The 21,531-nt window shown below is 63.9% G+C and carries 18 protein-coding genes; 6 read left to right on the forward strand and 12 right to left on the reverse strand.

The window, feature by feature from the left end:
• Positions 1-104 precede the first annotated feature (104 nt).
• From AAA969_RS13370 to AAA969_RS13400, 7 genes are all read right to left on the reverse strand, one after another.
• A complete protein-coding gene (locus AAA969_RS13370; protein ID WP_338246550.1) occupies positions 105-980 on the reverse strand; it encodes an ATP-binding protein in 876 nt (291 codons plus the stop codon).
• A complete protein-coding gene (locus tag AAA969_RS13375; RefSeq protein WP_338246551.1) occupies positions 973-2,166 on the reverse strand; it encodes a fused response regulator/phosphatase in 1,194 nt (397 codons plus the stop codon). The genes AAA969_RS13370 and AAA969_RS13375 overlap by 8 nt, the downstream gene beginning before the upstream one ends.
• 5 nt (positions 2,167-2,171) lie before the next feature.
• A complete protein-coding gene (locus tag AAA969_RS13380; protein WP_338246552.1) occupies positions 2,172-2,474 on the reverse strand; it encodes an STAS domain-containing protein in 303 nt (100 codons plus the stop codon).
• 60 nt (positions 2,475-2,534) lie between these two features.
• The gene (locus tag AAA969_RS13385) at positions 2,535-2,864 is read right to left on the reverse strand and encodes an Hpt domain-containing protein (RefSeq protein ID WP_338246553.1); all 330 of its coding nucleotides are present in this window, start codon (positions 2,862-2,864) and stop codon (positions 2,535-2,537) included.
• 91 nt (positions 2,865-2,955) lie between these two features.
• Positions 2,956-3,999, reverse strand: coding sequence for a LacI family DNA-binding transcriptional regulator (locus AAA969_RS13390; RefSeq protein WP_338246554.1), 1,044 nt, complete (start codon positions 3,997-3,999; stop codon positions 2,956-2,958).
• Positions 4,000-4,120: 121 nt separating this feature from the next.
• On the reverse strand, positions 4,121-4,798 hold the full coding sequence (locus AAA969_RS13395; RefSeq protein ID WP_338246555.1) for a ChrR family anti-sigma-E factor: 678 nt from the start codon (positions 4,796-4,798) through the stop codon (positions 4,121-4,123).
• The gene (locus tag AAA969_RS13400) at positions 4,795-5,484 is read right to left on the reverse strand and encodes a sigma-70 family RNA polymerase sigma factor (RefSeq protein WP_338246556.1); all 690 of its coding nucleotides are present in this window, start codon (positions 5,482-5,484) and stop codon (positions 4,795-4,797) included. The genes AAA969_RS13395 and AAA969_RS13400 overlap by 4 nt, the downstream gene beginning before the upstream one ends.
• 129 nt (positions 5,485-5,613) lie before the next feature.
• Between AAA969_RS13400 and AAA969_RS13405 the strand changes: the two genes are divergently transcribed.
• From AAA969_RS13405 to AAA969_RS13420, 4 genes are all read left to right on the forward strand, one after another.
• Positions 5,614-6,966, forward strand: a complete 1,353-nt coding sequence (locus tag AAA969_RS13405; protein WP_338246557.1) for an NAD(P)/FAD-dependent oxidoreductase — start codon at positions 5,614-5,616, stop codon at positions 6,964-6,966.
• Complete coding sequence (locus AAA969_RS13410) at positions 6,963-7,739, forward strand: DUF1365 domain-containing protein (RefSeq protein ID WP_338246558.1); 777 nt, start codon at positions 6,963-6,965, stop codon at positions 7,737-7,739. Before AAA969_RS13405 ends, AAA969_RS13410 begins: the two co-directional genes overlap by 4 nt.
• Positions 7,739-8,980 carry an SAM-dependent methyltransferase gene (locus AAA969_RS13415; RefSeq protein WP_338246559.1) on the forward strand — a complete coding sequence of 414 codons (1,242 nt, stop codon included), beginning with the start codon at positions 7,739-7,741 and terminating at the stop codon, positions 8,978-8,980. The genes AAA969_RS13410 and AAA969_RS13415 overlap by 1 nt, the downstream gene beginning before the upstream one ends.
• 150 nt (positions 8,981-9,130) lie before the next feature.
• Positions 9,131-11,272 carry a putative bifunctional diguanylate cyclase/phosphodiesterase gene (locus AAA969_RS13420; RefSeq protein WP_338246560.1) on the forward strand — a complete coding sequence of 714 codons (2,142 nt, stop codon included), beginning with the start codon at positions 9,131-9,133 and terminating at the stop codon, positions 11,270-11,272.
• 33 nt (positions 11,273-11,305) lie between these two features.
• Here the strand turns inward: AAA969_RS13420 and AAA969_RS13425 are convergent, their stop codons facing one another.
• Entirely contained in the window at positions 11,306-12,829 is a 1,524-nt protein-coding gene (locus AAA969_RS13425) for an MFS transporter (protein ID WP_338246561.1), read from the reverse strand.
• 254 nt (positions 12,830-13,083) lie between these two features.
• Between AAA969_RS13425 and AAA969_RS13430 the strand changes: the two genes are divergently transcribed.
• Positions 13,084-13,869, forward strand: a complete 786-nt coding sequence (locus tag AAA969_RS13430) for an enoyl-CoA hydratase/isomerase family protein (RefSeq protein ID WP_338246562.1) — start codon at positions 13,084-13,086, stop codon at positions 13,867-13,869.
• Positions 13,870-13,876: 7 nt separating this feature from the next.
• On the opposite strand, the gene AAA969_RS13435 is transcribed toward AAA969_RS13430, so the two are convergent.
• The 3 genes from AAA969_RS13435 to AAA969_RS13445 form a co-directional block, all read right to left on the reverse strand.
• Positions 13,877-16,999, reverse strand: coding sequence for an efflux RND transporter permease subunit (locus AAA969_RS13435; RefSeq protein WP_338246563.1), 3,123 nt, complete (start codon positions 16,997-16,999; stop codon positions 13,877-13,879).
• Positions 16,996-18,123 carry an efflux RND transporter periplasmic adaptor subunit gene (locus AAA969_RS13440; RefSeq protein ID WP_338246564.1) on the reverse strand — a complete coding sequence of 376 codons (1,128 nt, stop codon included), beginning with the start codon at positions 18,121-18,123 and terminating at the stop codon, positions 16,996-16,998. Before AAA969_RS13440 ends, AAA969_RS13435 begins: the two co-directional genes overlap by 4 nt.
• 168 nt (positions 18,124-18,291) lie before the next feature.
• Positions 18,292-19,194, reverse strand: a complete 903-nt coding sequence (locus AAA969_RS13445; RefSeq protein WP_338246565.1) for an alpha/beta fold hydrolase — start codon at positions 19,192-19,194, stop codon at positions 18,292-18,294.
• 318 nt (positions 19,195-19,512) lie between these two features.
• Here AAA969_RS13445 and AAA969_RS13450 point away from each other — a divergent pair, with 318 nt between their 5' ends.
• Positions 19,513-20,367: an aldo/keto reductase gene (locus tag AAA969_RS13450; RefSeq protein WP_338246566.1), complete on the forward strand. Its 855-nt coding sequence runs from the start codon at positions 19,513-19,515 to the stop codon at positions 20,365-20,367.
• A gap of 17 nt (positions 20,368-20,384) precedes the next feature.
• Here the strand turns inward: AAA969_RS13450 and AAA969_RS13455 are convergent, their stop codons facing one another.
• Positions 20,385-21,512, reverse strand: coding sequence for a THUMP domain-containing class I SAM-dependent RNA methyltransferase (locus tag AAA969_RS13455; RefSeq protein ID WP_338246567.1), 1,128 nt, complete (start codon positions 21,510-21,512; stop codon positions 20,385-20,387).
• Positions 21,513-21,531: the final 19 nt, after the last annotated feature.

Raw genomic sequence — 21,531 nt, forward strand, 5'->3', positions numbered from 1 at the left:
TCCAGCGCCACAGCGCACAGGCACATCGCCTGATTCAACACCACAGCTCAAATCAGGGGTAACGCGAGACTTTCTCTAGTCAAGAAAAAACGGTCCGGCCGACCTTAATTGACTGAGGCGTTCTCGGCGTCAATCAGGATGGTCGCCTCTACAAGATTGCCGGCTCCGTGATAGGTCAGCGAGGTAAAGGACAGGTCCCGGGCCATGGTTATACCGCGTCCGCGATAGCCTTCGGTCGGTGCGTTCGATGCGAGGTGACCGGCATGATCAAACCCGGCCCCTTCATCCTGGACCGTCATCGAGATGATGCGCTCGCTGCGCTGGAAGGTGACGATCACAACACGGTCTGAATACTCCGGATCCCGCAGGCGGGCCTCAATCTCGTCGCGCCAGCGGCCGGCCATGAGAAGCTCCTGCTTCATGGCGGCGTCGATCTCGAGATTTCCGTGCTCGACAGCATTGATCAGCAGCTCCTGGAGCCCGATCGCCACCAGATCGGAATTCGGACAGGCCAGCGCGATCATGGTTGCCAGATTGCGGGCCTCATCAAGCGTGCGCAGGACGAACTGGCCGGTCATGATGGTGCCGATCGCCGACTTCCGGCGTGCGACCTCGGCCTTCAGCGTCATGACCTGGTCGTGAAACTCCTTGGCCGCCCGGAGAACGGATCTGACCGACCCGATATCGACATCTGCCGGCAGGACAAAATCAGCCCGCGAGTCGGTCGAGGTGTCAGCGGTAAAATGAATGACCTGCAGGGCGCCGGCATTGTGGGCTGTGGCGCGGACCAGGTGGTCGCGATGTTCATCGTCGACAATGACCAGCCCGAGCGTGGTCTCGTCCGGAAGCGTTGCAGAGGTAACGATGGCGTCCTGAAATGTCTCGGCCAGATAGGCGTGAACAGCCTCGGCCAATGGACCTTTGGCGAGACGGATCCATATCCCGTCCTTGACCACTTTCTGCGGACGCTCGCTAGCCATCTCCGGGCACCTCCAGAAGCATCAGGGTGAGATCATCGCGGCGCTGCGCCGCCTCATCCTCAAACACTCGGTCGACGAGGGCTTGATGGAAAGCGGCCCCGGACACCGATTGCAGGACGGAGCGGGCCAGTTCCGCGAGATCGGACTGCTGCAGGGACTGGGCGGGATCGTCGAAGTTCTCATAGAGCGCGTCGCTGTACAGCAGGATGCGGTCACCCGGAACAATCCCTTTCTGATAGGTCTCGTATTGGATGCCGGCGACGCAGCCGAGCAGCAACCCGCCACCATCGAGGGCGCGCCAGCCACCGTCCGCTTCCAGGACGATCGGAGGCGGCGAGCCTGCGGCGGCGTATTCGACGCGACCATTGGCAATATCGACCACGGCGTAGAAGGCCGTCGCGAAATGCTCGACCGGCAGCATCTGGTAAAGATGGTCATTGAGGGCCGCCAGCCAACGGCCGGGAGCGGATCGATGCTGATCAAGCGTTTCGGCAAGCAGGTGCAGCCGGAAGGCATTGATCGCTGCGGCGACCCCGTGGCCGGACAGATCAACCATGAAGAGGCCGAAGCGGCTCGCATCGATCTCGAAGACCTGCCACAGGTCGCCCCCCAGCTGGTTCGATGCCTGATAGAAGGTTGTCAGGCTCGCGCCCCGCGGCTCGGCAATCTCCGCGACCGCTTCGGGCGATTTGAGAAGCGACATCTGCATCGCCTCGGCGGCCCGCAACTCCTCTTCCATCCGCCGTTGATAGAGTTGCAAACGGTCGATCATGCGCCGTCGTTCGAGGTGCAGGCGCACCCGCGAGACAATCTCGTGCGCATGGATGGGCTTCGAGACGATGTCGGATGCGCCGGCATCGAAGGCCGTGGCCCGCTCATCGGCATCCTCGAGACCGGACTGGATCAGGATCGGGACATCGAGACCCAGCCGGCCGCGGACCTGCCGGCAGACCTCGAACCCGTCCATGCGCGGCATCATGATATCGAGCACGATCATGTCAACCGGGGTCGCCTCGATGAGGGCGATCGCCTCGACCCCGTCAGCGGCAAAGATGATGTTGTGAAAGCCTGCGGCCTTGAGAATGCCGCCGATCAACAGGCGCAGCGCCGCAACGTCATCAACGACCAGGATCGTCGCCGGGTCGATCGCCACGACTTGTCGTGCTTGCGCCGCGAGATCAGTCATCGCGATCAATCAATCTGGATGAGCTGGTCGATCCGTGCCAGCTCCACCACTTTGGCGACATGCCCCTTGAGCCCGGACAAGCGGAGCGTCTTGCCCGCCTTGCCAGCCTTGTCATTGGCGAGCAGGAGCATGCCGATCCCGGCCGAGTCGATCATCTTGGCACCCGTCAGTGACAGCTCGACGGTGTCGGGCGTGCAGGCCACGATCTCGGCGATGACCTGTCGAAAGGCGTCATAGTCGTCGAAAGTGAGCACCCCCCCGATCGTGACCACATAACGGTCGCCCCGCGTCTCGCTGCTGTATTCCATAGGGGTCCTCCTGTCGGATCCTGTCAGCGCCGTTTCAGGCTGCGACCATGCGGTCGCGCCTCATGAAGCGGCCACCAAGTGCGCAATCGACTCGTCGAGGATGATATCGAGATCACGGCCCGGATCTGTCGGGTCTTTTTCAAGCGCTGACGCGATCATGCTGAGCCGGACCAGGCCGATATTGCCGGCCGCGCCCTTGAGGCCATGGGCTGCCGCCCGCGCCTCGTCCGTATCGGACCGGGCGTAAGCAGCCTTGTAGGCCACGACGAGGTTTTTCAGATCATCGACGAATTGTCCGCGCATGCCATCGAACGCATCGACGCCGACCGCGTTCACCAGGGTGCGCACCATGGGCAGGTCGATCGCCGGATGGTCTTGCCAGCTATTCAATTTACATCTCCCCGGTCGCCGACCGTGGTTCAAGACCCGTCCGGACAGCTTTGCTTCAACGCGACTATTTGCGTCTGGCCACTAATTTTCCCTAAACCGCTGGCGCGGCGGATGAGTCCCGGATGATGATCTCGGATCGGATTTCGTGACGGGCCCCGGCCTCGGTATCGCCATCAAGATGGCTGGCCAGCAGGTCGATCGCGGCACTCGACATGTCAGAGATCGGCTGCCTGACGGTGGTCAGTTGCGGCCAGATCGCCGTCGCGGTCTGGGTATCATCAAAGCCGACAACCGTCAGATCACGCGGGACATCGAGCGCATGCTTGTGGGCCAGCGCGATCACCGCCACCGCCATGTCGTCATTGGAAGCAAAGATCGCCGTCGGTCGCGTCGGCAGCGAGAGCAGCGTCTCTGCCGCGTCGAGACCGGACCGGTAGGTAAAGGCACCGGGCACAATGAGGGCCGGATCGGCCGTCAGGCCGTGCGCTTGAAGGCCCTCGAGGAAACCCGCTTGCCGCTCGCGGCTCGCCCCGTGCGCTTCGGGACCGAGAATAAAGCCGATACGGGTATGCCCGAGAGCGATGAGATATTCGGTCATGCGGCGCGCCGCGGCGCGGTCATCGGTCAGGATGCAAGGCGCACGATCCGGATCTGTGTCAGGCGAAATCCGCACATAGGGAATACCTGCCGCCGTGACTGCATCCAGGACCTCGGGAAGGTCGCAGACCGGTGGCGGCATGATGATTCCGTCAAAATTCGAGGTCTGCAGCATCGCGGCGATCTGGCTGGCCCAGTCCTCGCCAGCGGCCCCACAGCTTTCCAGCACCAGATGGTAGCCCGAGGCACGGCACCGGTTCAGCGCCCCGATCAGGAGCTCGCTGATATAGCCGGCGCTCGGATTATCATAGAGCAGCCCGATGAAATAGGCATTCGCCCGGGCCAGGTTTCGGGCCGAGAGATTGGGGCGGTAATTGAGGTCCCGAATGGCGGCCTGTACCCGCTCGCGCGTGGCCGGACGCACATTCGGCTCGGCGTTCAGAACCCGCGAGACCGTCATCGCGGACACGCCAGCTGCGCTGGCAACATCCTTGATCGTTGCACCGGACTGTTTGTTCGCCCGTGTCTTCACACTCATGCTGACGGTCACCCCGGCACCTGCGCAAACCCCGTGATCCGTGATGGTAGCGCAAACGCACTTCGCCCGCACCCGCCTTCGTCATTCAGCGCGTTTCGCGGATGCCCGGGTCAGGACGAGATCAAAGACCGGTGAAGACCTGAAAGGCCCGCAGCAGTGGGTCGTCGAAGCGAAGCTTGCCCTGGGTCAGTGCGAGGCAGACGCAGACGCCATTCTCGCCGATCCGGATATCATGCTCGATATCGGGATGCGCTTCCTCGACATCGCCGCGGCGATATTCCTGGTCGCCATCCCAGAAGCTGCCCTTGAGCACCAAGGTCAGCTCGGATCCCTTGTGACCATGATGCGGAATGGAAACACCCGGCTCGGCCTTGAGCAACCAAAGGCGGGTATCATCCTCGCCACGCCACAGGATCGCCTTGCGCAGTCCCGGGCCGAGAAACTCCCACTTCACCTTGACGCCGGTGCGCATCAGATAGCTCGCGAGGGCTGGTGGCAGGTCGACGCCATCCAGCGCACGGGGCAGCGCCGCCACATCATCGCGGGTTTCGACATCGGCATCGACATCCGTGTCGGCCAGGGCCAGAAGCTCGTCAGCGCTGAACGGCAGCGGCTCACCAACCGGCAGCTGATCCAGCAAGGCACCGCCAATCGTGTCGAGGCGGGCAATCCGGTCCTCGGCTTCCGTGTTCAGTTCAATATGTGAACGTACCAGCACACGCTCAGCCTCGCTCACCAGCGAACCGGCGGCGTAATCCAGATACCAAGCGTCGTCGAGTACGTGACCGCGTTGGGTCATGCCATGTCTCCAAGGGTAGTTTTCAGCTTGCCCATGGCGAGCCGTATGCGTGATTTGACAGTACCGAGCGGCAATTCAAGTCGCTCGGCGATTTCGCTGTGGGAGAGGCCTTCTGTGAAAGCCATATCCACCACCTGACGCTGGTCAGGTGAAAGGGTTTGCAGCGCCAGCCCGACCGTGTCGGCGGCCTCGGCCTGCTCGAACAGATCGTCCGCAGCCGGCGTCGGCACGGGCTGCAGGGACGGATCTGTCTCGTCCATCCGGCTGGCCCGCTGGACCTTGCGGAAATGGTCGATGTGCTGATTGCGCGCAATGGTGTAGATCCATGTCGACGCGCCGGCCTTCGCGGGATCGTAGCCACTTGCCCGACGCCAGATCGCCAGCATGACGTCCTGGGTGAGATCATCGGCCAGCGCCGGTGTGAGCCGGCGGTTCAACAGGAAGGCCCGGATCCGCGGCGCAAAATGGTCGAACAGCACGCGGAACGCCGCGCGGTCACGCGACTGCCCCACCTGCACGAGCAGATCAGACAATTTCCGGCTTTCGACCGAAGCGATCGGCCGGTCAGTCAGATCCGTCATGCGCCCCTTCCCCGGGTGGTTTGCCCGGGCCTGAGCCGGACGAATGGATATCTGGGCTGCAGCGTACATGCTTTGCCATACGAAGACAGGTGGCCAGCGGATCACTTCGCTGTCGAGACCGGCAAACAGGCACCTCTGACTTTATGTACTGCGCGCGTACGTCTGTGATCCGTCGGTGTCTGCGATGCGTACCTGTGTTCACGAGACGCCGGAATTTCAGACGCGAGACCCTGCATGTCCAATGAGACCCATCGCCGCATCGCCATCATCGGTTCCGGCATAGCCGGCCTGAGCGCCGCGTGGCGCCTGTCGCAGAACCATGAAGTGACACTCTTCGAGGCCGCTGACCGTCTCGGTGGTCACGCCAACACGGCCCGGATCACCCTCGAGGGAACGGAATTCGGCGTCGACACGGGTTTCATCGTCTATAACCCGAAAAACTATCCGAACTTCATTGAAATGCTGGACCAGCTAGGCGTCGAGACCGCGGAGAGCGACATGTCGTTCGCGGCCTCCATCGGCAATGGCGGATTCGAATACTCCTCCAACCCGTCCGGCCTGTTCGCACAGCGCCGCAACCTGCTACGCCCGCGCATGTGGCGCATGATCGCCGACATCCTGCGCCTCAACCGCCATGCCCGCGAACCCGACAGCGCCGAGACCACCCTGACGCTCGACGAGTTCCTTCAGCAGAAAGGCTATTCGCGGGCCTTCCGCGAGGACCACATCCTGCCGATGTGCGCAGCCATCTGGTCGTCCCCGGTTGACCAGATGCGCGGCTTCCCGGCCGGTGCCTTTTTCCGCTTCTTCCTCAATCACGGCCTTTTGCAACTCACCGACCGGCCGCTCTGGCGGACCATTGCCGGAGGCAGCCAGTCCTATGTCCGTGCCCTGGCCGACGCGATCAAGGGCACGATCGCGCTGAACGCGCCGGTCCGCGCCATCACCCGAACCGCCGATGGCGTGTCGCTGACACTTGGCGATGGCAGCACGGCGGTTTTCGACGACGTCGTGATGGCCTGTCATTCCGACCAGGCCCTGGCCATGGTCGCCGACGCCGATGCCGAGGAGACGGCGCTGCTATCCGCCATCCGCTACCGGCCCAATACGGCTGTCCTTCATACGGATACCCGGCTTATGCCGCGGCGGCGCTCGGCCTGGGCGAGCTGGAACTATCTCGAGCGTCGTCGTGGCGACACCAATGAGATCAGCCTGACCTACTGGATGAATCGCCTGCAGCCGCTGCCGGTCGAGACCCCGGTCCTGGTCACCCTCAATCCCCAGACCGAAATCGATCCGGAGCGTATCCTGCGTACCGACCAGTATGACCATCCAGTCTTCGACCGGGCCGCGATCGACGCCCAGTCCGCGATCGGTGCCATTCAGGGTCGTGGCGGTTTGTGGTATTGTGGCGCTTGGCTCGGATCAGGCTTCCACGAAGACGGTTTGCAGTCCGGCCTGCTGGTCGCTGAAGCGCTTGGCGCCCCGGCGCGAGGCTGGTCACACGCGGAGATGAATGCCCGCATCGCCTGGCCCGAGCACAAGGGCGCTGGCGCAACGGAACAGGTCGCAGTCGCCGCAGAATGAAACCTTGCCCCGCCTCCCTCCTTGTCGGCCAGGTCGGACACACCCGACGCACGCCCCGGCATCACAGCCTGCGCTATCGAATGGCCTCCGTGCTGCTCGATATCGACGGGCCGGAGGCACCGCCATCACGCGGCTGGGTGTTCGGCTTCAATCGACCGGCCCTGGTAAGCCTGCAAACCCGGGACTACGGGCCGGGCGACAGACCGTTGCGCGAGTGGGTCGAGACGCGCCTCAGGGAGGCCGGCCTGAACGAGCCGGTCGGACGCATCCAGCTCCTGGCGGCACCACGCATTCTCGGCCTGGCCTTCAATCCCGTCTCGGTGTTTTTCGCCCATGCGCCGAGCGGCAAGTTGATCGGCCTCATCTTCGAGGTCAGCAATTTTCACAATGGCCGCTGTGCCTATGCCTTCCCGGTTGGCGCGCAGGGCGACGCAGATGAAGCCGTGCGCTTCCAGACGTCCAAGCGGTTCTTTGTTTCACCCTTCAACCCGGTGGACGGCGAGTACCAGTTCCGTCTGGGCCGGGACCAGGACAGTTATCGACTGGGCATCCAGTTCATCCGCGAGGGCGAGGTCGTCCTGAGTGCCGTTCACACGGCCCGGATGGAGCCGCTCGAGCCCGCCGCCCTGCGGCACGCGGCCGGACTTGTCGCGACCAATACGGCTCGCATTTTTTTTGGTATCCTGTGGGAAGCGCTCAGATTGCGCCTGAAAGGGCTGACGATGTTTGCGCCTCGTCGCGGGACCATTGACACCATGCCGGGGAGGCATTGATGGACGCGTACAGTAACAAGAGTGAGGCCCGAGCGGGTCAACCGTCATACCTGCAGGCCTTTGCGGCGAAGCAGATCACGAACGCGTTGTCCGGCCTGACATCCTTCCGTCTGCGCGTGGAGTTGCCGGGTGGCTATCGCTTCATGGTCGGGCCGGAGCAGGCCGAGACTGCCGCCGACTGGACAATCCATCGCTGGAATGCCTTGCTGCGGATCGCGGCGAGTGGCGTTCTCGGCTTCTCGGAAGGCTTCGTGAATGACGAGTGGCGGACCACCAATCTGCCCGCGCTGCTGACCGCGCTCGCCCAGGAACTCGACAAGGTTTCAGCAGCGCGCGGCAATCGCGGCCCGAGCCGGTTGCTCGCCCGGGTGCAGCACTGGATGAACGCCAATACGCGTCGGGGTAGTCGCCGCAATATTTCCTTCCACTATGATCTTGGTAACGCCTTCTATCAGCAGTGGCTGGATGAAAGCATGACCTACTCCTCGGCGATCTATGAAGCCGATGATGAGAGCCTTGCCGACGCCCAGGCCCGCAAATATCGCCGGATCTGTGAGAGCCTGCAGCTCAAGCCCGGCGACCGGATTCTCGAAATCGGGTGCGGCTGGGGCGGATTTGCCGAGGTCGCCATCCGCGACTTCGGGTGCCACGTCACGGGGCTCACCCTGTCGAAGGAGCAACTCGATTTCGCACAGGCCCGGCTCGAGGCCGCGGGGCTGTCGGACCAGGCTGATCTGCGGCTTCAGGACTACCGGGATGTCGACGAGCACTTCGATGCGATCGCCTCGATCGAGATGTTTGAAGCCGTCGGGGAAGCCCACTGGCCGGTCTATTTCCGCCAGCTTCAGGCCTGTCTCAAGCCGGGAGGCCGCGCCGCGCTGCAGGTCATCACCATCCGCGAGAGCGATTTCGAGGACTACAAGTCATCGGTCGACTTCATCCAGAAATACGTCTTCCCCGGCGGCATGCTGCCACCCGTTCCGCACCTTGAAGCCCTGGCCGTCGAGGCCGGCCTGGCTCCGATCGACAGCAAGATGTTCGCCGACGGCTATGCCCGAACCCTGTCCGCCTGGCATCGGGCCTATCGCGCGAGCTGGCCGGATATCGAGGCGATGGGCTTCGACGACCGCTTTGACCGGATCTGGCAATTCTACCTCGCCTATTGCGAGGCCGGATTCCGGACCGGTCGCATCGATGTCGGGCAATTTGTCTATGCCAAGCCGGAGCATGACGCCGTCTAGAGGCGTCAGAGAAACCGGGATCATGCATGAAATATGATCAATTGCTCGCTCATTAGCTGCAATTTTGCTCAAATTCCGCGACCCGGCTGACGATAGTTTTACCTGTTCCCGCCATCATCCTCCATCCAACACGACCGACAGGTGGACTGGATGGTACGGACACTCGACAGCACTTTGGGGCGCTACATCAATGTGGCGACGCTGGTGAGTCTGATTGCCTCCGTCCTGACGATCTATTTCTTCGTCGGTGCCCTGAACCGCAATGCGGCGCAGAATGACCGCCAGCTGCTGACCGCAGGCATCGAGGCGGCCTCCCGCCAGAACGAGGCGTGGGTCGCTGACTATGGCTGGTGGGGCGAGCTGCGCGACTTCTGGGACGGCGAACGCAAGGACATACTGACCAACAGTCTGGCCTCGGCCTTCTCCGATCACAGCGCCTTTGACTTTGTGGCGATCGTCGGTACCGACGACTTGCGGAGCATGGCCTGGCATCGCGAATCCGGTGAACGGGTCCGGACCGATCTTCTGACCCACGAAGCCGTCAGCGGCCTGCGCACCGACCTTGAGCACGGCTATGACGAGAACCGCTTCATCGCCACCCATTTTCTGAAAGTCGACGGGCAGGCCTACCTCGCCTCGGTGTCGGTCATTGGCGAATTCGATGACCGCACGGCCCTGACAGACCCGGCCCGCGACCCGATCATGATTATCGGCACTGCAATCGACGAGACCTTCCTGGCGGAGCTGGAAGACGTCTTTCTGGTCTCACAGGTCAGCCTCCATGACGCCGCCATGCCCCGAAACGCCAATGGCCTCGAGGTTCGGGATGATAACGGCCATTTGATCGGATGGCTGGATTGGCAAGCCTCCCGCCCCGGGCTGGACACCTTGCGTCTCGCCTTCGTGCCGCTGCTCGCCTACATCCTCGCCTTCTTTGCCGGCGCGCAGCTGATCGCCTTCAAGGCCCGGGCGCTGGCGCGCCATGCCTCCAGCAATGAGAAGCGCGCCATCATCGCGGCCGGTACAGACAATCTGAGCGGACTGCCGAACCGGCTCGGCTTCACCAGTTTCATCGAGAGCGAGGCTGCGACGCGGGCCGCCCAGCGCGGCGATGCCGCGGTAATCTATATTGATCTGAACGGCTTCAAGGCCGTCAATGACAAGGCCGGGCACCGGGCCGGCGATGATGTCATTCGCCGTGTGGCGCACCGCTTCCGCGGAGCCGTGGCTGACGACATTCACATTGCGCGGATCGGGGGCGATGAATTTGCCTGCGCCCTGATTGGTGAAGACAAGGCCGGCGCGGCCCTGGAGATCGCCAGCAGCCTGGGCGACAGTCTCGCCACCCCGTTCGAGATCGACGGTCGGCAGTTCGAGATTGGCGCGGCCATCGGGATTGCCCACTGCGAAGGCGGAGACCCCAAGCCGTTCAGCCAACTCATCCATGACGCCGACCTGGCCATGTATCGCGCGAAATCCGACCAGCTCGACAAGCCGCTGGTCTTCAACGCCAGCCTTGGCCTCGAGGCCGATGCACGGCGGGCCCTTGAAGCGGACATCGAAGCCGGGCTGGATCGCAACGAATTCTTCGTCGTCTATCAACCGATCGCACGCGCCTGCGATGGCAGCACAGCGTCGGTCGAGGCCCTGCTCCGCTGGGAGCATCCGACCCGTGGCGCGGTGCCGCCCGATGTTTTCATCCCGGTGGCCGAGGATTCCAAGCTGATCCGCCGGCTCGGGGATTTCGTCGTCCGCGCGGTCTGCGAGGAGATCGGCCCCGGCGCCCCCTACACCGTCTCGATCAACCTCTCCCCGGCGCAGCTCAATGACAGCCGTCTCTGCGAACGCTACCTGCGTGAACTGCAGGCCCACGGCATGACGTCGGCCAGTGTCGAGTTCGAGCTGACGGAGACGGTTCTGGTTGAGGATTTTGATCAGGCACAGGCGCGGCTCATGGAGCTCCATGACGCCGGTTTCCGGGTCAATCTGGACGACTTCGGCACCGGCTTTGCCTCAATGGGCTATCTCCACATGTTGCCCTTCTCGAAGATCAAGATCGACAAGTCCTTCGTCCAGACCATCGGCCGCGGCGAAGGTCCCAACAAGATGCTGCAGGCCCTCGCTCTGCTCGGCGACGCCCTGTCGCTCGACATGGTCGCCGAAGGGGTCGAGACCGAGGGGCAGGCCGCCATGCTGCGCCTGCTCGGCTTCGAATACCTGCAAGGCTGGCATTTCGGCCATCCACTGCGCGCAGAGCAGCTGAGAACCCGCAAGTCGAGCGCCGCAGCCTGATGGCTGTCGCGGGAGCCCGGTCATCCGGCCCCGTCAGCTGATCGCGTTCTCGGCGGCCGTTGCCCGCGCACGCCGCTGATTGCGCTTGGTCAGGCTGGCGTGCAGACGCGCATGCCGGAAGGGTGTCAGCGGATAACTCCAGATCAGCGGCACCGACAGGGCGTAGAGCGCGATCGGGCCGACGCAATAAACCAGCCGGAGCGACAACACCCCGATATCGGTCGAGGCATCGACACCACCCGAAGCATGATAGCCAAGCAGACCCACGATATTCAGTGCGAGACCGGTAAAGATCGCGGCGGCCAGCTTCTCCGACAGGCCCAGTACGGCAAAATAGGTTCCGGCCCGGCGTCCGCCCGAGCGCGCGCTGTCGATGTCGACGACGTCAGCCAGCATGGCCAATGGCAGGAATTGCAGGCCACCAAAGGCGAAGCCCTTGAGCAGGAAGAGGCAGAAGAAAGCGAAATAATCGCCGCGACCGAGGAGCAGGTTGCAGGCGCTGACAACGCTGACAAATCCCAGCGTCACCATGAAGGCGCGGTGCTTGCCGATCTTCCTGCCCAGCCAGAGCCAGAACGGGATCGCCGCGATCCCCGAGATGAAATACAGGAAATAGGCCGCGCCGATGGTCGGAATGCCGATGATGTCGCGGATGAAGAAGAGCGACACCGCATTGCGCAGGCTCTCGCCGGCGATCACCAGGAAAGCGATGATCAGCACCCGGCGCATCGGACCATTGCGCCAGAGATGGCGGAAACCCTCGATCATCGGAACGCGCTCACGCAGGGCGGGCGGCGGTTCCTTGACGGTGGTCAGGATCAAGAGTGTGAGGATCGGGACCGCAACGATCATCGCATAGGCCAGCCCCATCAGGACGGGGCCGGTCAGGGCGGCCCGGCTGGTCGGCGTCCGGGTCATCAGCTCACCGGTGAAGGCCCCGGTCACGTCACGCCAGATCGCCGCGAAGATCTCGGTCACGGCCCCGCCATCGGCGAAGATCTCGATGATCATGGGGACGGCAGCGGCCAGCAGCAGGCCCGTCAGATAGTAGAATTCCCGCGCCGCCGTGACCTGGCTGCGGACATGGTAATTGCCGGACAGTTCCGCCCCCCAGGCCCGGAAGGGGATCTGGATCATGGTGGCGCTGGCAAAGAACAGGGTCAGCCAGACCAGGAAATAGACGAGGCCGGCCCCCTCCGGCGGGACAAAGAGAAACCAGGTCGAGACCATCAGCGCCGGTGCGCCGAGGGCGATGTAGGGCTTGCGGCGACCGAAGCGTGTCCGGCCGCGGTCAGAGATTTCACCCATCAACGGATCGGTGAACACATCGGTGAAGCGGGCAATCATGATGATCAGGCCGATCACCGACAGGGAGATGCCGAGATGACCGGCATAGTGGGCCGGCAGCCAGATCGCGAGCGGATAGCTGTAGATCGCCAGCGGCAACGCCAAAGACCCATGCAGGAAAATCGTAGAGCGCTTGACCTCGGGCACACCGTTTTCGTCGGTCGCAACAGATGGCGTCGCGGCCGGTTCGGCCGTCGCGTCTGCGCTCATAATTTTCCTCCCAGTACCCTCGGTCGTATTTGTTTTATTGATCAATCAACCGATTTTCCAAATTTGAGTATGCTGAGCCGTCGCTGTCAAATGAATCAGGAAAAAATCCACAGCCTGCGCTTCCGGCACTCATGGGAGGAGCAGCCTGCGCCGACGATTTCCCGCCAAGCGACAGACCGGACAGCTTTGATCCTTGCCGTTTCGGGCCGGGCTGGCGCAGATAGGCACACGCCCTTCGCTGCCCGGACGATGCCGTGACCGACGCCCCGATCTATCTCGACCGCCACGACCACTACGCCGACCTTGTCCTGAACCGGCCCGAGCGCCGCAATGCGCTCAATGCGGCCATGTGGACCGCACTTCCCAAGCTGCTGGATGAGGCGGCGGCCGACCCGGCGATCAAGCTTTTGCTCGTGCGGGGGACGGGCGGTGCCTTCACCGCGGGTGCCGATATCAGCGAATTCGAGACGATCTACGCCACACCCGACAGCGCTCGCGCCAATACGCGCGCCATCGCCGAAGGGCTGGACGCCCTGGCCCATTTCCCCAAGCCGACATTGGCCGTGATCCGGGGTGCCTGTGTCGGCGGCGGCTGCGGGCTCGCCCTGTCCTGCGATCTGCGCTTTGCCGCATCTGATGGACGTTTCGGCATCACCCCGGCCAAGCTGGGGCTCGGCTATACACTCAATGACACCAAGCGCCTGATTGACGCGGTCGGGGTCTCGGTGGCCAAGGACCTGCTGTACTCGGCCCGTCTTGTGGACGCTGCGGAAGCGCTGGATATCGGCCTGATCAATCGCTGCTTCGAGCCGGACGCGCTGGAAGCGGAAGTGCGGGCCTATGTCGATCTGATGCTGTCACGCTCGACCGGGTCGGCACGGATCACCAAGCGCGTAATCCATCTCATCCGGTCCGGCGTCGACCAGGACACCGACGAAACCCGCCAGCTCTTCCTGGATGCGTTCAGCAGTGAGGACTTCCAGGAAGGCTATCGGGCCTTCCTGGAAAAGCGGGCACCGGACTTCACCGGCACGTCCTAGCCAGCGCCTATTCGGCGGGCACTTCGATCATGTCGTCACCAGCTTCGCGGGCTTCCTGTTCAAGCTTGCGGGACACCCAGTTGGGCGTCTTGGTGAACCGCCCCAGCACGCCATAGGCAACCGGGATGACGAAGAGGGTGAAGAGGGTCGCGACCGTCACGCCGGCAAAGATCACAACACCGATGGTGATCCGGCTTTCCGAACCCGGTCCGGACCCGATCACCAGCGGGAAGGCCCCGATCGCGGTCGAGATACCGGTCATCAGGATGGGACGGAAACGGGTTTCCGCGGCATCAAGCGTCGCCGTGCGCAGATCACGACCGGTCTCACGCAGCTGGTTGGCGAACTCGACAATGAGGATGCCGTTCTTGGCGGCCAGGCCAATCAGAATGACCAGACCGATCTGCGAGTAGATATTCAGGCTGGAGCCAACCAGTTCGAGTCCGAACAGGCCACCGGCGACAGCCAGCGGCACGGTCAGCATGATCACCAGCGGCTGGATCAGGCTCTCGAACTGGGCCGCGAGCACCAGGAAGACGATCAACAGGGCCATGCCGAAGGCAAACAGGATGGCCGAGTTGGCATCAAGGAATTCCTTCGCGCCACCCAGATAGGTCGTGCTCATTTCCGGCGGCAGATCGCTCTGGGCCCAGGCATCGAGCCAGCCGACCGCCTCACCCAGCGTGTAGCCTTCGGCCAGGGTGGCTGAAATGGTGATGGCGCGCTGGCGATCCACGCGGTTGCGCGACGAGGCCTCACCGACCTCACGCAAGGAAACAAGGTTGGAGAGCGGGATCAGCTGACCGCCACGACCCGACACATACAGCGTTTCCAGATCCTGGGCGCTTGAGCGTTCCTCGCGCCGGTTCTCCATGATGACGTTATAGGCCTCGCCGCGGTCAATGAACTGACCGACCCGGCGCGAGCCGAGATGGGTTTGCAGGGTCTGGCCAATGTCGGAGACGGAAACACCGAGATCGGCGGCCCGCTCACGATCGATATCGACGATGAGGCGCGGACTGGTCGGCTCGTAATTCTTGCGTGCCCGCAGCAGGCCCGGATTACCGGCCCGTATGGCCGACATCAGACGCTCCGCCTGAAGGTCCAGACCGGCATAATCCGGTCCCTGGAGCACAAACTGGACATCATCGCCACCGCCACCGCCGCCAAGCGAGGAGCGCATGGAGGCGAAAGCCTGGACACCGGTCAACCCGCCAAGCCGGCCGTTGAGCTCACGCATGATCTCGCTGCCCGGACGCCGCTCGTCCCAATCGGTCATCGTGCCGATCACAAAACCCGAATTGAAGCCGCTGCCGCCCCAGCCCGGCGAGATCACCAGAACCCGGCGCAGTTCGCCCGCATTCACATAATCCATGGCGATGGCTTCAACCTGGTCGGCCTGCTCGGACATGTAATCGAAGCTGGCGCCCTCCGGTCCGGCAAAACGCCCGAAGAAGGAGCCGCGGTCTTCCGGCGGGGTCAGCTCGGCCGGGAGACGGTCGAGCAGAAAGGCAGAGCCGCCCATCGCCACCGCGACCAGCGGGATCATGAGGAGCGGCATTTTCAGCGCGACCTCGAGGCTGCTCCGATAGGCAGACCGGGCCGACATCACAAGAGTATTGACCCATTTTGCCAGCCCCTTGGCCTCACCGCTCGGACGCAGGAGTTTGGACGCCATCATGGGCGACAAGGTCAGAGCCACGAAGCTGGACAGGATCACGGCGCCCGCGATGGTCAGGGCCAGTTCGGTGAAGATACGCCCTATGAAGCCGGGCAGGAAGATCAGCGGCACGAAGACAGCGACCAGAACGGCCGTGGTCGCAATAACGGCGAAGAAGACCTGGCGGCCGCCGCGCAGCGACGCCAGGGCCGGCGGCTCCCCCATGTCGACGCGGCGCTGGATATTCTCGAGAACCACAATCGAATCGTCGACCACCAGGCCAATGGCCAGGACGAGCGCCAGCAGGGTCAGGATATTGATCGAGAACCCGGCAATCGCGAGGATGGCGAAGACGCCGATCAAACAAACCGGTACCACGGCCGCCGGGATGACCGCAGCGCGAAGGCTGCCCAGGAAAAGATAGATCACCATAACGACCAGGGTCGCAGCGATTACCAGGGTCCGCCAGACTTCCTTGATCGACTCTTCGATGAAGACGGTATCGTCAGACGCGGAGATCAGCTCCATGCCTTCGGGCAGATTCAGCCGAACGCGCTCGGCCTCGACCTCGATTGCATCGGCAACCTCCACGGAATTCGCCTGGCTTTGACGAACGAAGCCCAGACCAATCATGTTCTGGCCATTGCCCCTGAACAGGGTCCGCGGTTCCTCGGCTGCCAGTTCGACATCGGCGACTTCGGCGAGGCGGACAACATGACCCTCACCCGTTCGGGAAATCGGCAAGCGGGCGAAGGCCTCTGGATCGGCGAACAGGCGCTCGACCCGGACCACGATCTGGGTATCCGGCGTTTCAACCGAGCCGCCGGGCACTTCGACATTCTGGGTCCGCAGGGCGCCGTCAATGTCGGCAACGGTGACACCGCGTGCGGCCATGGCCTGGGGATCCAGCCAGATCCGCATGGAATAACGACGCTGGCCGCCGATGCGCACGCGGGCAACGCCATCAATCACCGAAAACCGGTCGAGAAGCGTGCGCTCGGCATAGTCGGTGAGCTCTTCCGACGTCATCCGGTCGGATAGGAGATTGTACCAGACAAACGGGCGTGCATCGCTGTCCTGCTTGCTCACCTCGACCTGCTCCACGTCCTGCGGCAGGCGATCGATAATCCGCGAGACACTATCGCGGACATCGTTGGCGGCGGCCTCGATATTGCGATCAAGGGCAAAGGTGATCGTGACCCGCGAGGAACTGTCTCGCGAGGACGAAGTGATGGTCTCGACCCCGTCGATACCGGACAGCTGATCCTCGATGATCTGCGTCACGCGGTTCTCGACGACCTCGGCATTGGCGCCGGGATAGTCCGCCGAGACCGAGACCACGGGGCGATCGACATCCGGCAATTCGCGCAGCGGAAGGCCGCGCAGACCCAGTACGCCAAAAACGACGATCAGGGCCGAGAAGACGAAAGCCAGTACCGGTCGACGAACAGCAATATCCGAGAGGGTCATTGGGCCGCACCATTGCCGACAGCGGCTGACCCCGCCATCACACCACTGGCGTTGAGGCGAACCTCGCGGGCAATCTCGATCGCCGCGCCATCGCGGATCCGGTGCACGCCTTCAGAGACGATGCGGTCGCCGGCCTGCAGACCGTCGAGCACTTCCACCATCGTGCCGGCACGACGACCGAGCTGGATCGGGGTTTGCCGGGCGAACACACCGTCTGCGGTTTCCTCGACGACATAAACGAAGGTCTGGTCAAGATAGCGGGTCAGGGCGGCGCCAGGCACGGCCGGGCGGCTGCGCACATCCCGGCGCACTTCGACCGTCATCAACTGACCCGGCAGAAGGCGTCCATCCTCGTTCTCGATCTGGGCGCGGACGATGACGCTTCGGGTCACCGGGTCAACCCGGCTGTCGATCTGTGCGATCGAACCTTCGAAGACTTCATCGGGATAGGCAGACGAATGTGCCGTTATCGCCATGCCCGCCTCCAGCACCGACAGGAAACGTTCCGGGACGGTGAAGTCGAGCTTGATCAGGCTGGTATCATCGAGACGGGCTATCGCGTCGCCGGGACGCACAAGACCCCCCAGGCTCACTTCGCGCAGCCCGACAATTCCGGCGAAGGGCGCGCGGACAATCCGGTCTGCCAGCTGGGCCTCGATCGAGGCTACGCGGGCCCGGGCGCGCTGGACGGCGGCCGTTGCCTCATCGAGACGCGACTGGGGCACCACACCGCGGGTGATCAGGTCGCTGGTCCGGTCAAACTCGCGCTGCGCCTCGCCCAGGGTGGAGCGGGCTTCGGTCAGACCGGCAGCCTCTTCGGTATCGGTCAGCTCGACCAGGATCGCGCCGGCGGCAACCCGCTGCCCGGACTCGAAATTGATCCGCGAGATCGTATCCGTGACGCGGGCCGTGATCGTCACGGTTTCATTGGCCCGCGCCGTACCGAGAGCCTCGACCACATCGGCGAACTCGATATTCGGGACGCTGGCGACCGCGACCGGCATGACGCGCTCCCCGCGCGCGAATTCGGCGTTATCGCCGGGCAGAAAAGCCCGAACAGCCACGATGGCGGTCATCGCCACGAAGGCGATAAGAACGATGATCAAAAAGCTGGCACGACGCATGGCAATCTCCTGACCGCATAAATGGCCTGCGCCCGCACAAAGGCAAGTATTGATATACGTTGCGTTCAGTTCCCGCCGCCCATTGCCGAAAACCGGTCGCGGATAGCCACCACATTCAGGCGCACAACGCCCGGGCCGGGTTCTTGGCGATCCGAAACACGTCGCGTGTCAGACCTCTGCGGCGGCCCGCTCAACGGCGCGGCGGATACCCGCCGCAATGCGGTCGTAGAGACCGGGCGGGATGTCGTGACCCATGCCGTCAATAATTTCCAACCCGGCACCGGGAATGGCACGCGCGGTATCCTCGCCACCCTCGACCGGAACCAGCGGATCATCGCGACCGTGAATGACTTCGACCGGTCGACGGATTGTCGCCAGCTTCTCGCGCCGGTCGCCGGCACACAGAATGGCGGCATACTGACGGGCAAACCCGAGCGGCGTGTAGGCACGCTGGGCATCCGCCGCCGCTTTCTTGCGGACAAGGTCGGGGTCAACCGGATAACCGGGACTCCCGATCACCTGGCTGGACTGGACCGCCCGATCGAGGAAGCCCTCGAGGTCTGTTGCCGGATCGGGTGCAGGCGTCATCAGGACTTTCTGGGCAGCATCGGTGGCCCGGGGTAGCGCCCGATTGCCCGTGGTCGACATGATGGAGGTGAAGGACAGCACCCGGTCCGGATAATCCGCCGTCACCAGCTGGCCGATCATGCCCCCCATCGAGACGCCGACAAGGTGCGCGCGCTCTATGGCCAGCGCATCGAGCAGGCCGACGGCATCGGCCGCCATGTCGTCGAGCGTGTAGGCCAGCTGTGGGGTCTTGCCGGCGCCCAGATCGGCGAGAAGCGCGCCGAAGTTCGGCGCACCGGCATGGTCGAAGCGCGACGACAGGCCGACATCGCGATTGTCGAACCGGATGACCCGGTGCCCGGCCTCGGACAGCAGATCAAGAAAGGGCGCCGGCCAGCGGGTCATTTGCGAGCCAAGGCCCATTATCAGAAGTATCGGCACGCCCGAACCGGGACCTTGCTCGTCATACTCCAGCGTGATGCCGTTGGCTTCGATCTGCGCCATGTCTGCGCCCCTTTGAAACGGAGGATCCCCTTATTGGTTGAGTATGCACAGTCACCCCGTCAGGAAAACCTCTTTTACGACGTGGGGCAGGACAGACTTGCCGCGTCGCCCGCCTGCTACCGCCTGGTCGATCCCGATCCGGTTTTGAGGTCAGGGTACGGTCAGAACCGCGGATCGCGACGCCTGCCACAGGAGTCCCACCGGGCAGAGTAACGCCTTCACCCGCGCGCCCCGGCGGCCTAATCTCCCCGGCGACATTCAGGAGCCCGAAGGACAGACATGCCGGACTTGCAGCACGCCCCCGCTATCTGGGGCACAATGAGAGCGCGGCAGGGGCGCGACACGGCGGACGCAAACGGGTTTGCCCGCATGCTGGAGGCCTGTCTCGATCTCGGCGTTTACTGGATCGACCATGCCGACATCTATGATGACGGGGCGGTCGAGATCCTGCACGGCGAAGCCGCACAGGCGCTGGCCCCCGGAGCCCGCGCGCAGCTGCGCCTGATCACCAAATGCGGGGTCCGCTTCGCGGCACCGCGTCAGCCCGGTGTTCGCCTGCATCATTACCGCTCAGATGCCGCCTACCTGACCCGGCAGGCCGAGACCTCGCTGCAACGCCTCGGGGTCGAGCAGATCGACCTCTACCTCCTGCACCGGCCGGACTATCTCATGCAGGCGGAGGAGACCGCCAAGGCCATGGAAGCCCTGGTCGAGAGCGGCAAGGTCGCCCGCTTCGGCGTCTCGAACTTCTCGACCTTCCAGGTCGATGCGCTGGCGGCGCGGACCGATCTCGCACTCGCCGCCAACCAGGTCGAGCTCTCGCCCTTCCACACGGCACCGCTCGACAATGGCCAGCTCCACCAGGCACGCGCCCGGGACATGGCCCTTCTGGCCTGGTCACCGCTGGGTGGACGGCGCTTTCTGGACGGTGAGGACGAGACCGCCCGGCGCCTGCGCCACACGCTCGAGGCCATGGCGGCCCGCTGCGGCGGCGAGCCCGGCCTCGATTCCCTGGCGCTGGCCTGGCTGCGCACCATTGGGGCCATCCCGATCCTCGGCACGGGCCGGATTGACCGCCTGCAGCGACAGGTCCGCGAGATGACGGCCCTGACCCTGGATGCCCAGGACTGGTACGAGATCCTCGAGGCCGCCCGCGGCGCGCGGGTGCCCTGACACAGGTGCGTCGGCGGCTAGCGCAGCGGCGCTGTGGTGAAGAGGCGCACCTTGATCCCGCCATGGTCGACCGGGCGACCGGGCGGGCCAAACGGCAGACGCGTGGCCCGTGCCAGGGCCGGGTCCGTCGTGACCATCGCGACACGCCAACCCGAGAATCGCAGGCGCATCGCGTCGCCGAAGGCACCATAAACCGGATAGATGCCCTTCTTGTTGCCGATGCGGGCGCCATAAGGAGGATTGACGATCACCAGACCGGGCGGGCCGTCCGGTCGCGCCACGGCCTCGACCGTCGAACCCGCAAATGAGGTGATACTGGCCACACCCGACCGCTCGGCATTGGTCGAACTCATGCGGACAGCCCCCGCATCCCGGTCCGAGCCGATATAGCGCGATGCCGGCTTCATGGTTGCGGCCCGCGCGGCCGCTTGCACTTTCATTGTCGACCAGGCCCCGGCATTGAACCCGGCCAGTTGTTCAAAGGCGAAAGCGCGGGCTCGGCCCGGCGCCAGGCCGGCGGCCATTTCCGCGGCCTCGATCACGAAGGTGCCGGAGCCGCACATCGGATCGAGCACGGGCTCCTCGCCGTCAAAACCGGCCGCACGCAGGAAGAGCGCCGCCAGGGTCTCGCGCATTGGCGCCTTGTTGACCTCAGCCTTGAAACCGCGCCGGTGCAACAACTCCCCGGACGTATCAACGCTCAGCGTGCAAAGATTGTCCTCGATGCGGACCCGTACACAGACCGCCGCATCATCCCTGACCGGCGCGCCCAGACTCGCCTCGATTGCCGTGGCTATTCGCTCCGCCGCCGCGCCGGCATGGTAGATTTTCGAGCGCTTGCAGTTGGCTTCCACACGCACTGGGACGTCGGAACGCAGCACACTGGCCCAGTCGAAGCGCCGCGCGCTCTTGTCGAGCTGCGACAGGTGGACGACCCGGAACGAGCCGATCCGCGCGAGGATGCGGCTGGCCCCGCGGATCTCCAGATTGGCGCGCCAGACATCCGGCCAGCCCCCGACAATCGTCACGCCGCCGGGCTCGGGTCTCGGGTCGGCGAACCCTTTCTCGGCGAGCTCGGCGCACAGCATCGGCTCGAGCCCGGGCGCCACGGCCAGGAAAATGTCGAAATGCGGATCGTCTGTCATGCCGGTGCTCTAGCCGAGA

It is taken from the genome of Maricaulis maris (assembly GCF_036322705.1).
GTDB classification, from domain to species: domain Bacteria; phylum Pseudomonadota; class Alphaproteobacteria; order Caulobacterales; family Maricaulaceae; genus Maricaulis; species Maricaulis maris_B.

Excerpts from the sequence above, each read along its gene's own strand:
- AAA969_RS13370 (WP_338246550.1), bottom strand. The coding sequence starts at position 980 with ATGGCTAGCGAGCGTCCGCAGAAAGTGGTCAAGGACGGGATATGGATC.
- AAA969_RS13375 (WP_338246551.1), bottom strand. The coding sequence starts at position 2,166 with ATGACTGATCTCGCGGCGCAAGCACGACAAGTCGTGGCGATCGACCCG.
- AAA969_RS13380 (WP_338246552.1), bottom strand. The coding sequence starts at position 2,474 with ATGGAATACAGCAGCGAGACGCGGGGCGACCGTTATGTGGTCACGATC.
- AAA969_RS13390 (WP_338246554.1), bottom strand. The coding sequence starts at position 3,999 with ATGAGTGTGAAGACACGGGCGAACAAACAGTCCGGTGCAACGATCAAG.
- AAA969_RS13395 (WP_338246555.1), bottom strand. The coding sequence starts at position 4,798 with ATGACCCAACGCGGTCACGTACTCGACGACGCTTGGTATCTGGATTAC.
- AAA969_RS13405 (WP_338246557.1), top strand. The coding sequence starts at position 5,614 with ATGTCCAATGAGACCCATCGCCGCATCGCCATCATCGGTTCCGGCATA.
- AAA969_RS13410 (WP_338246558.1), top strand. The coding sequence starts at position 6,963 with ATGAAACCTTGCCCCGCCTCCCTCCTTGTCGGCCAGGTCGGACACACC.
- AAA969_RS13415 (WP_338246559.1), top strand. The coding sequence starts at position 7,739 with ATGGACGCGTACAGTAACAAGAGTGAGGCCCGAGCGGGTCAACCGTCA.
- AAA969_RS13420 (WP_338246560.1), top strand. The coding sequence starts at position 9,131 with ATGGTACGGACACTCGACAGCACTTTGGGGCGCTACATCAATGTGGCG.
- AAA969_RS13425 (WP_338246561.1), bottom strand. The coding sequence starts at position 12,829 with ATGAGCGCAGACGCGACGGCCGAACCGGCCGCGACGCCATCTGTTGCG.
- AAA969_RS13435 (WP_338246563.1), bottom strand. The coding sequence starts at position 16,999 with ATGACCCTCTCGGATATTGCTGTTCGTCGACCGGTACTGGCTTTCGTC.
- AAA969_RS13440 (WP_338246564.1), bottom strand. The coding sequence starts at position 18,123 with ATGCGTCGTGCCAGCTTTTTGATCATCGTTCTTATCGCCTTCGTGGCG.
- AAA969_RS13445 (WP_338246565.1), bottom strand. The coding sequence starts at position 19,194 with ATGGCGCAGATCGAAGCCAACGGCATCACGCTGGAGTATGACGAGCAA.
- AAA969_RS13450 (WP_338246566.1), top strand. The coding sequence starts at position 19,513 with ATGAGAGCGCGGCAGGGGCGCGACACGGCGGACGCAAACGGGTTTGCC.
- AAA969_RS13455 (WP_338246567.1), bottom strand. The coding sequence starts at position 21,512 with ATGACAGACGATCCGCATTTCGACATTTTCCTGGCCGTGGCGCCCGGG.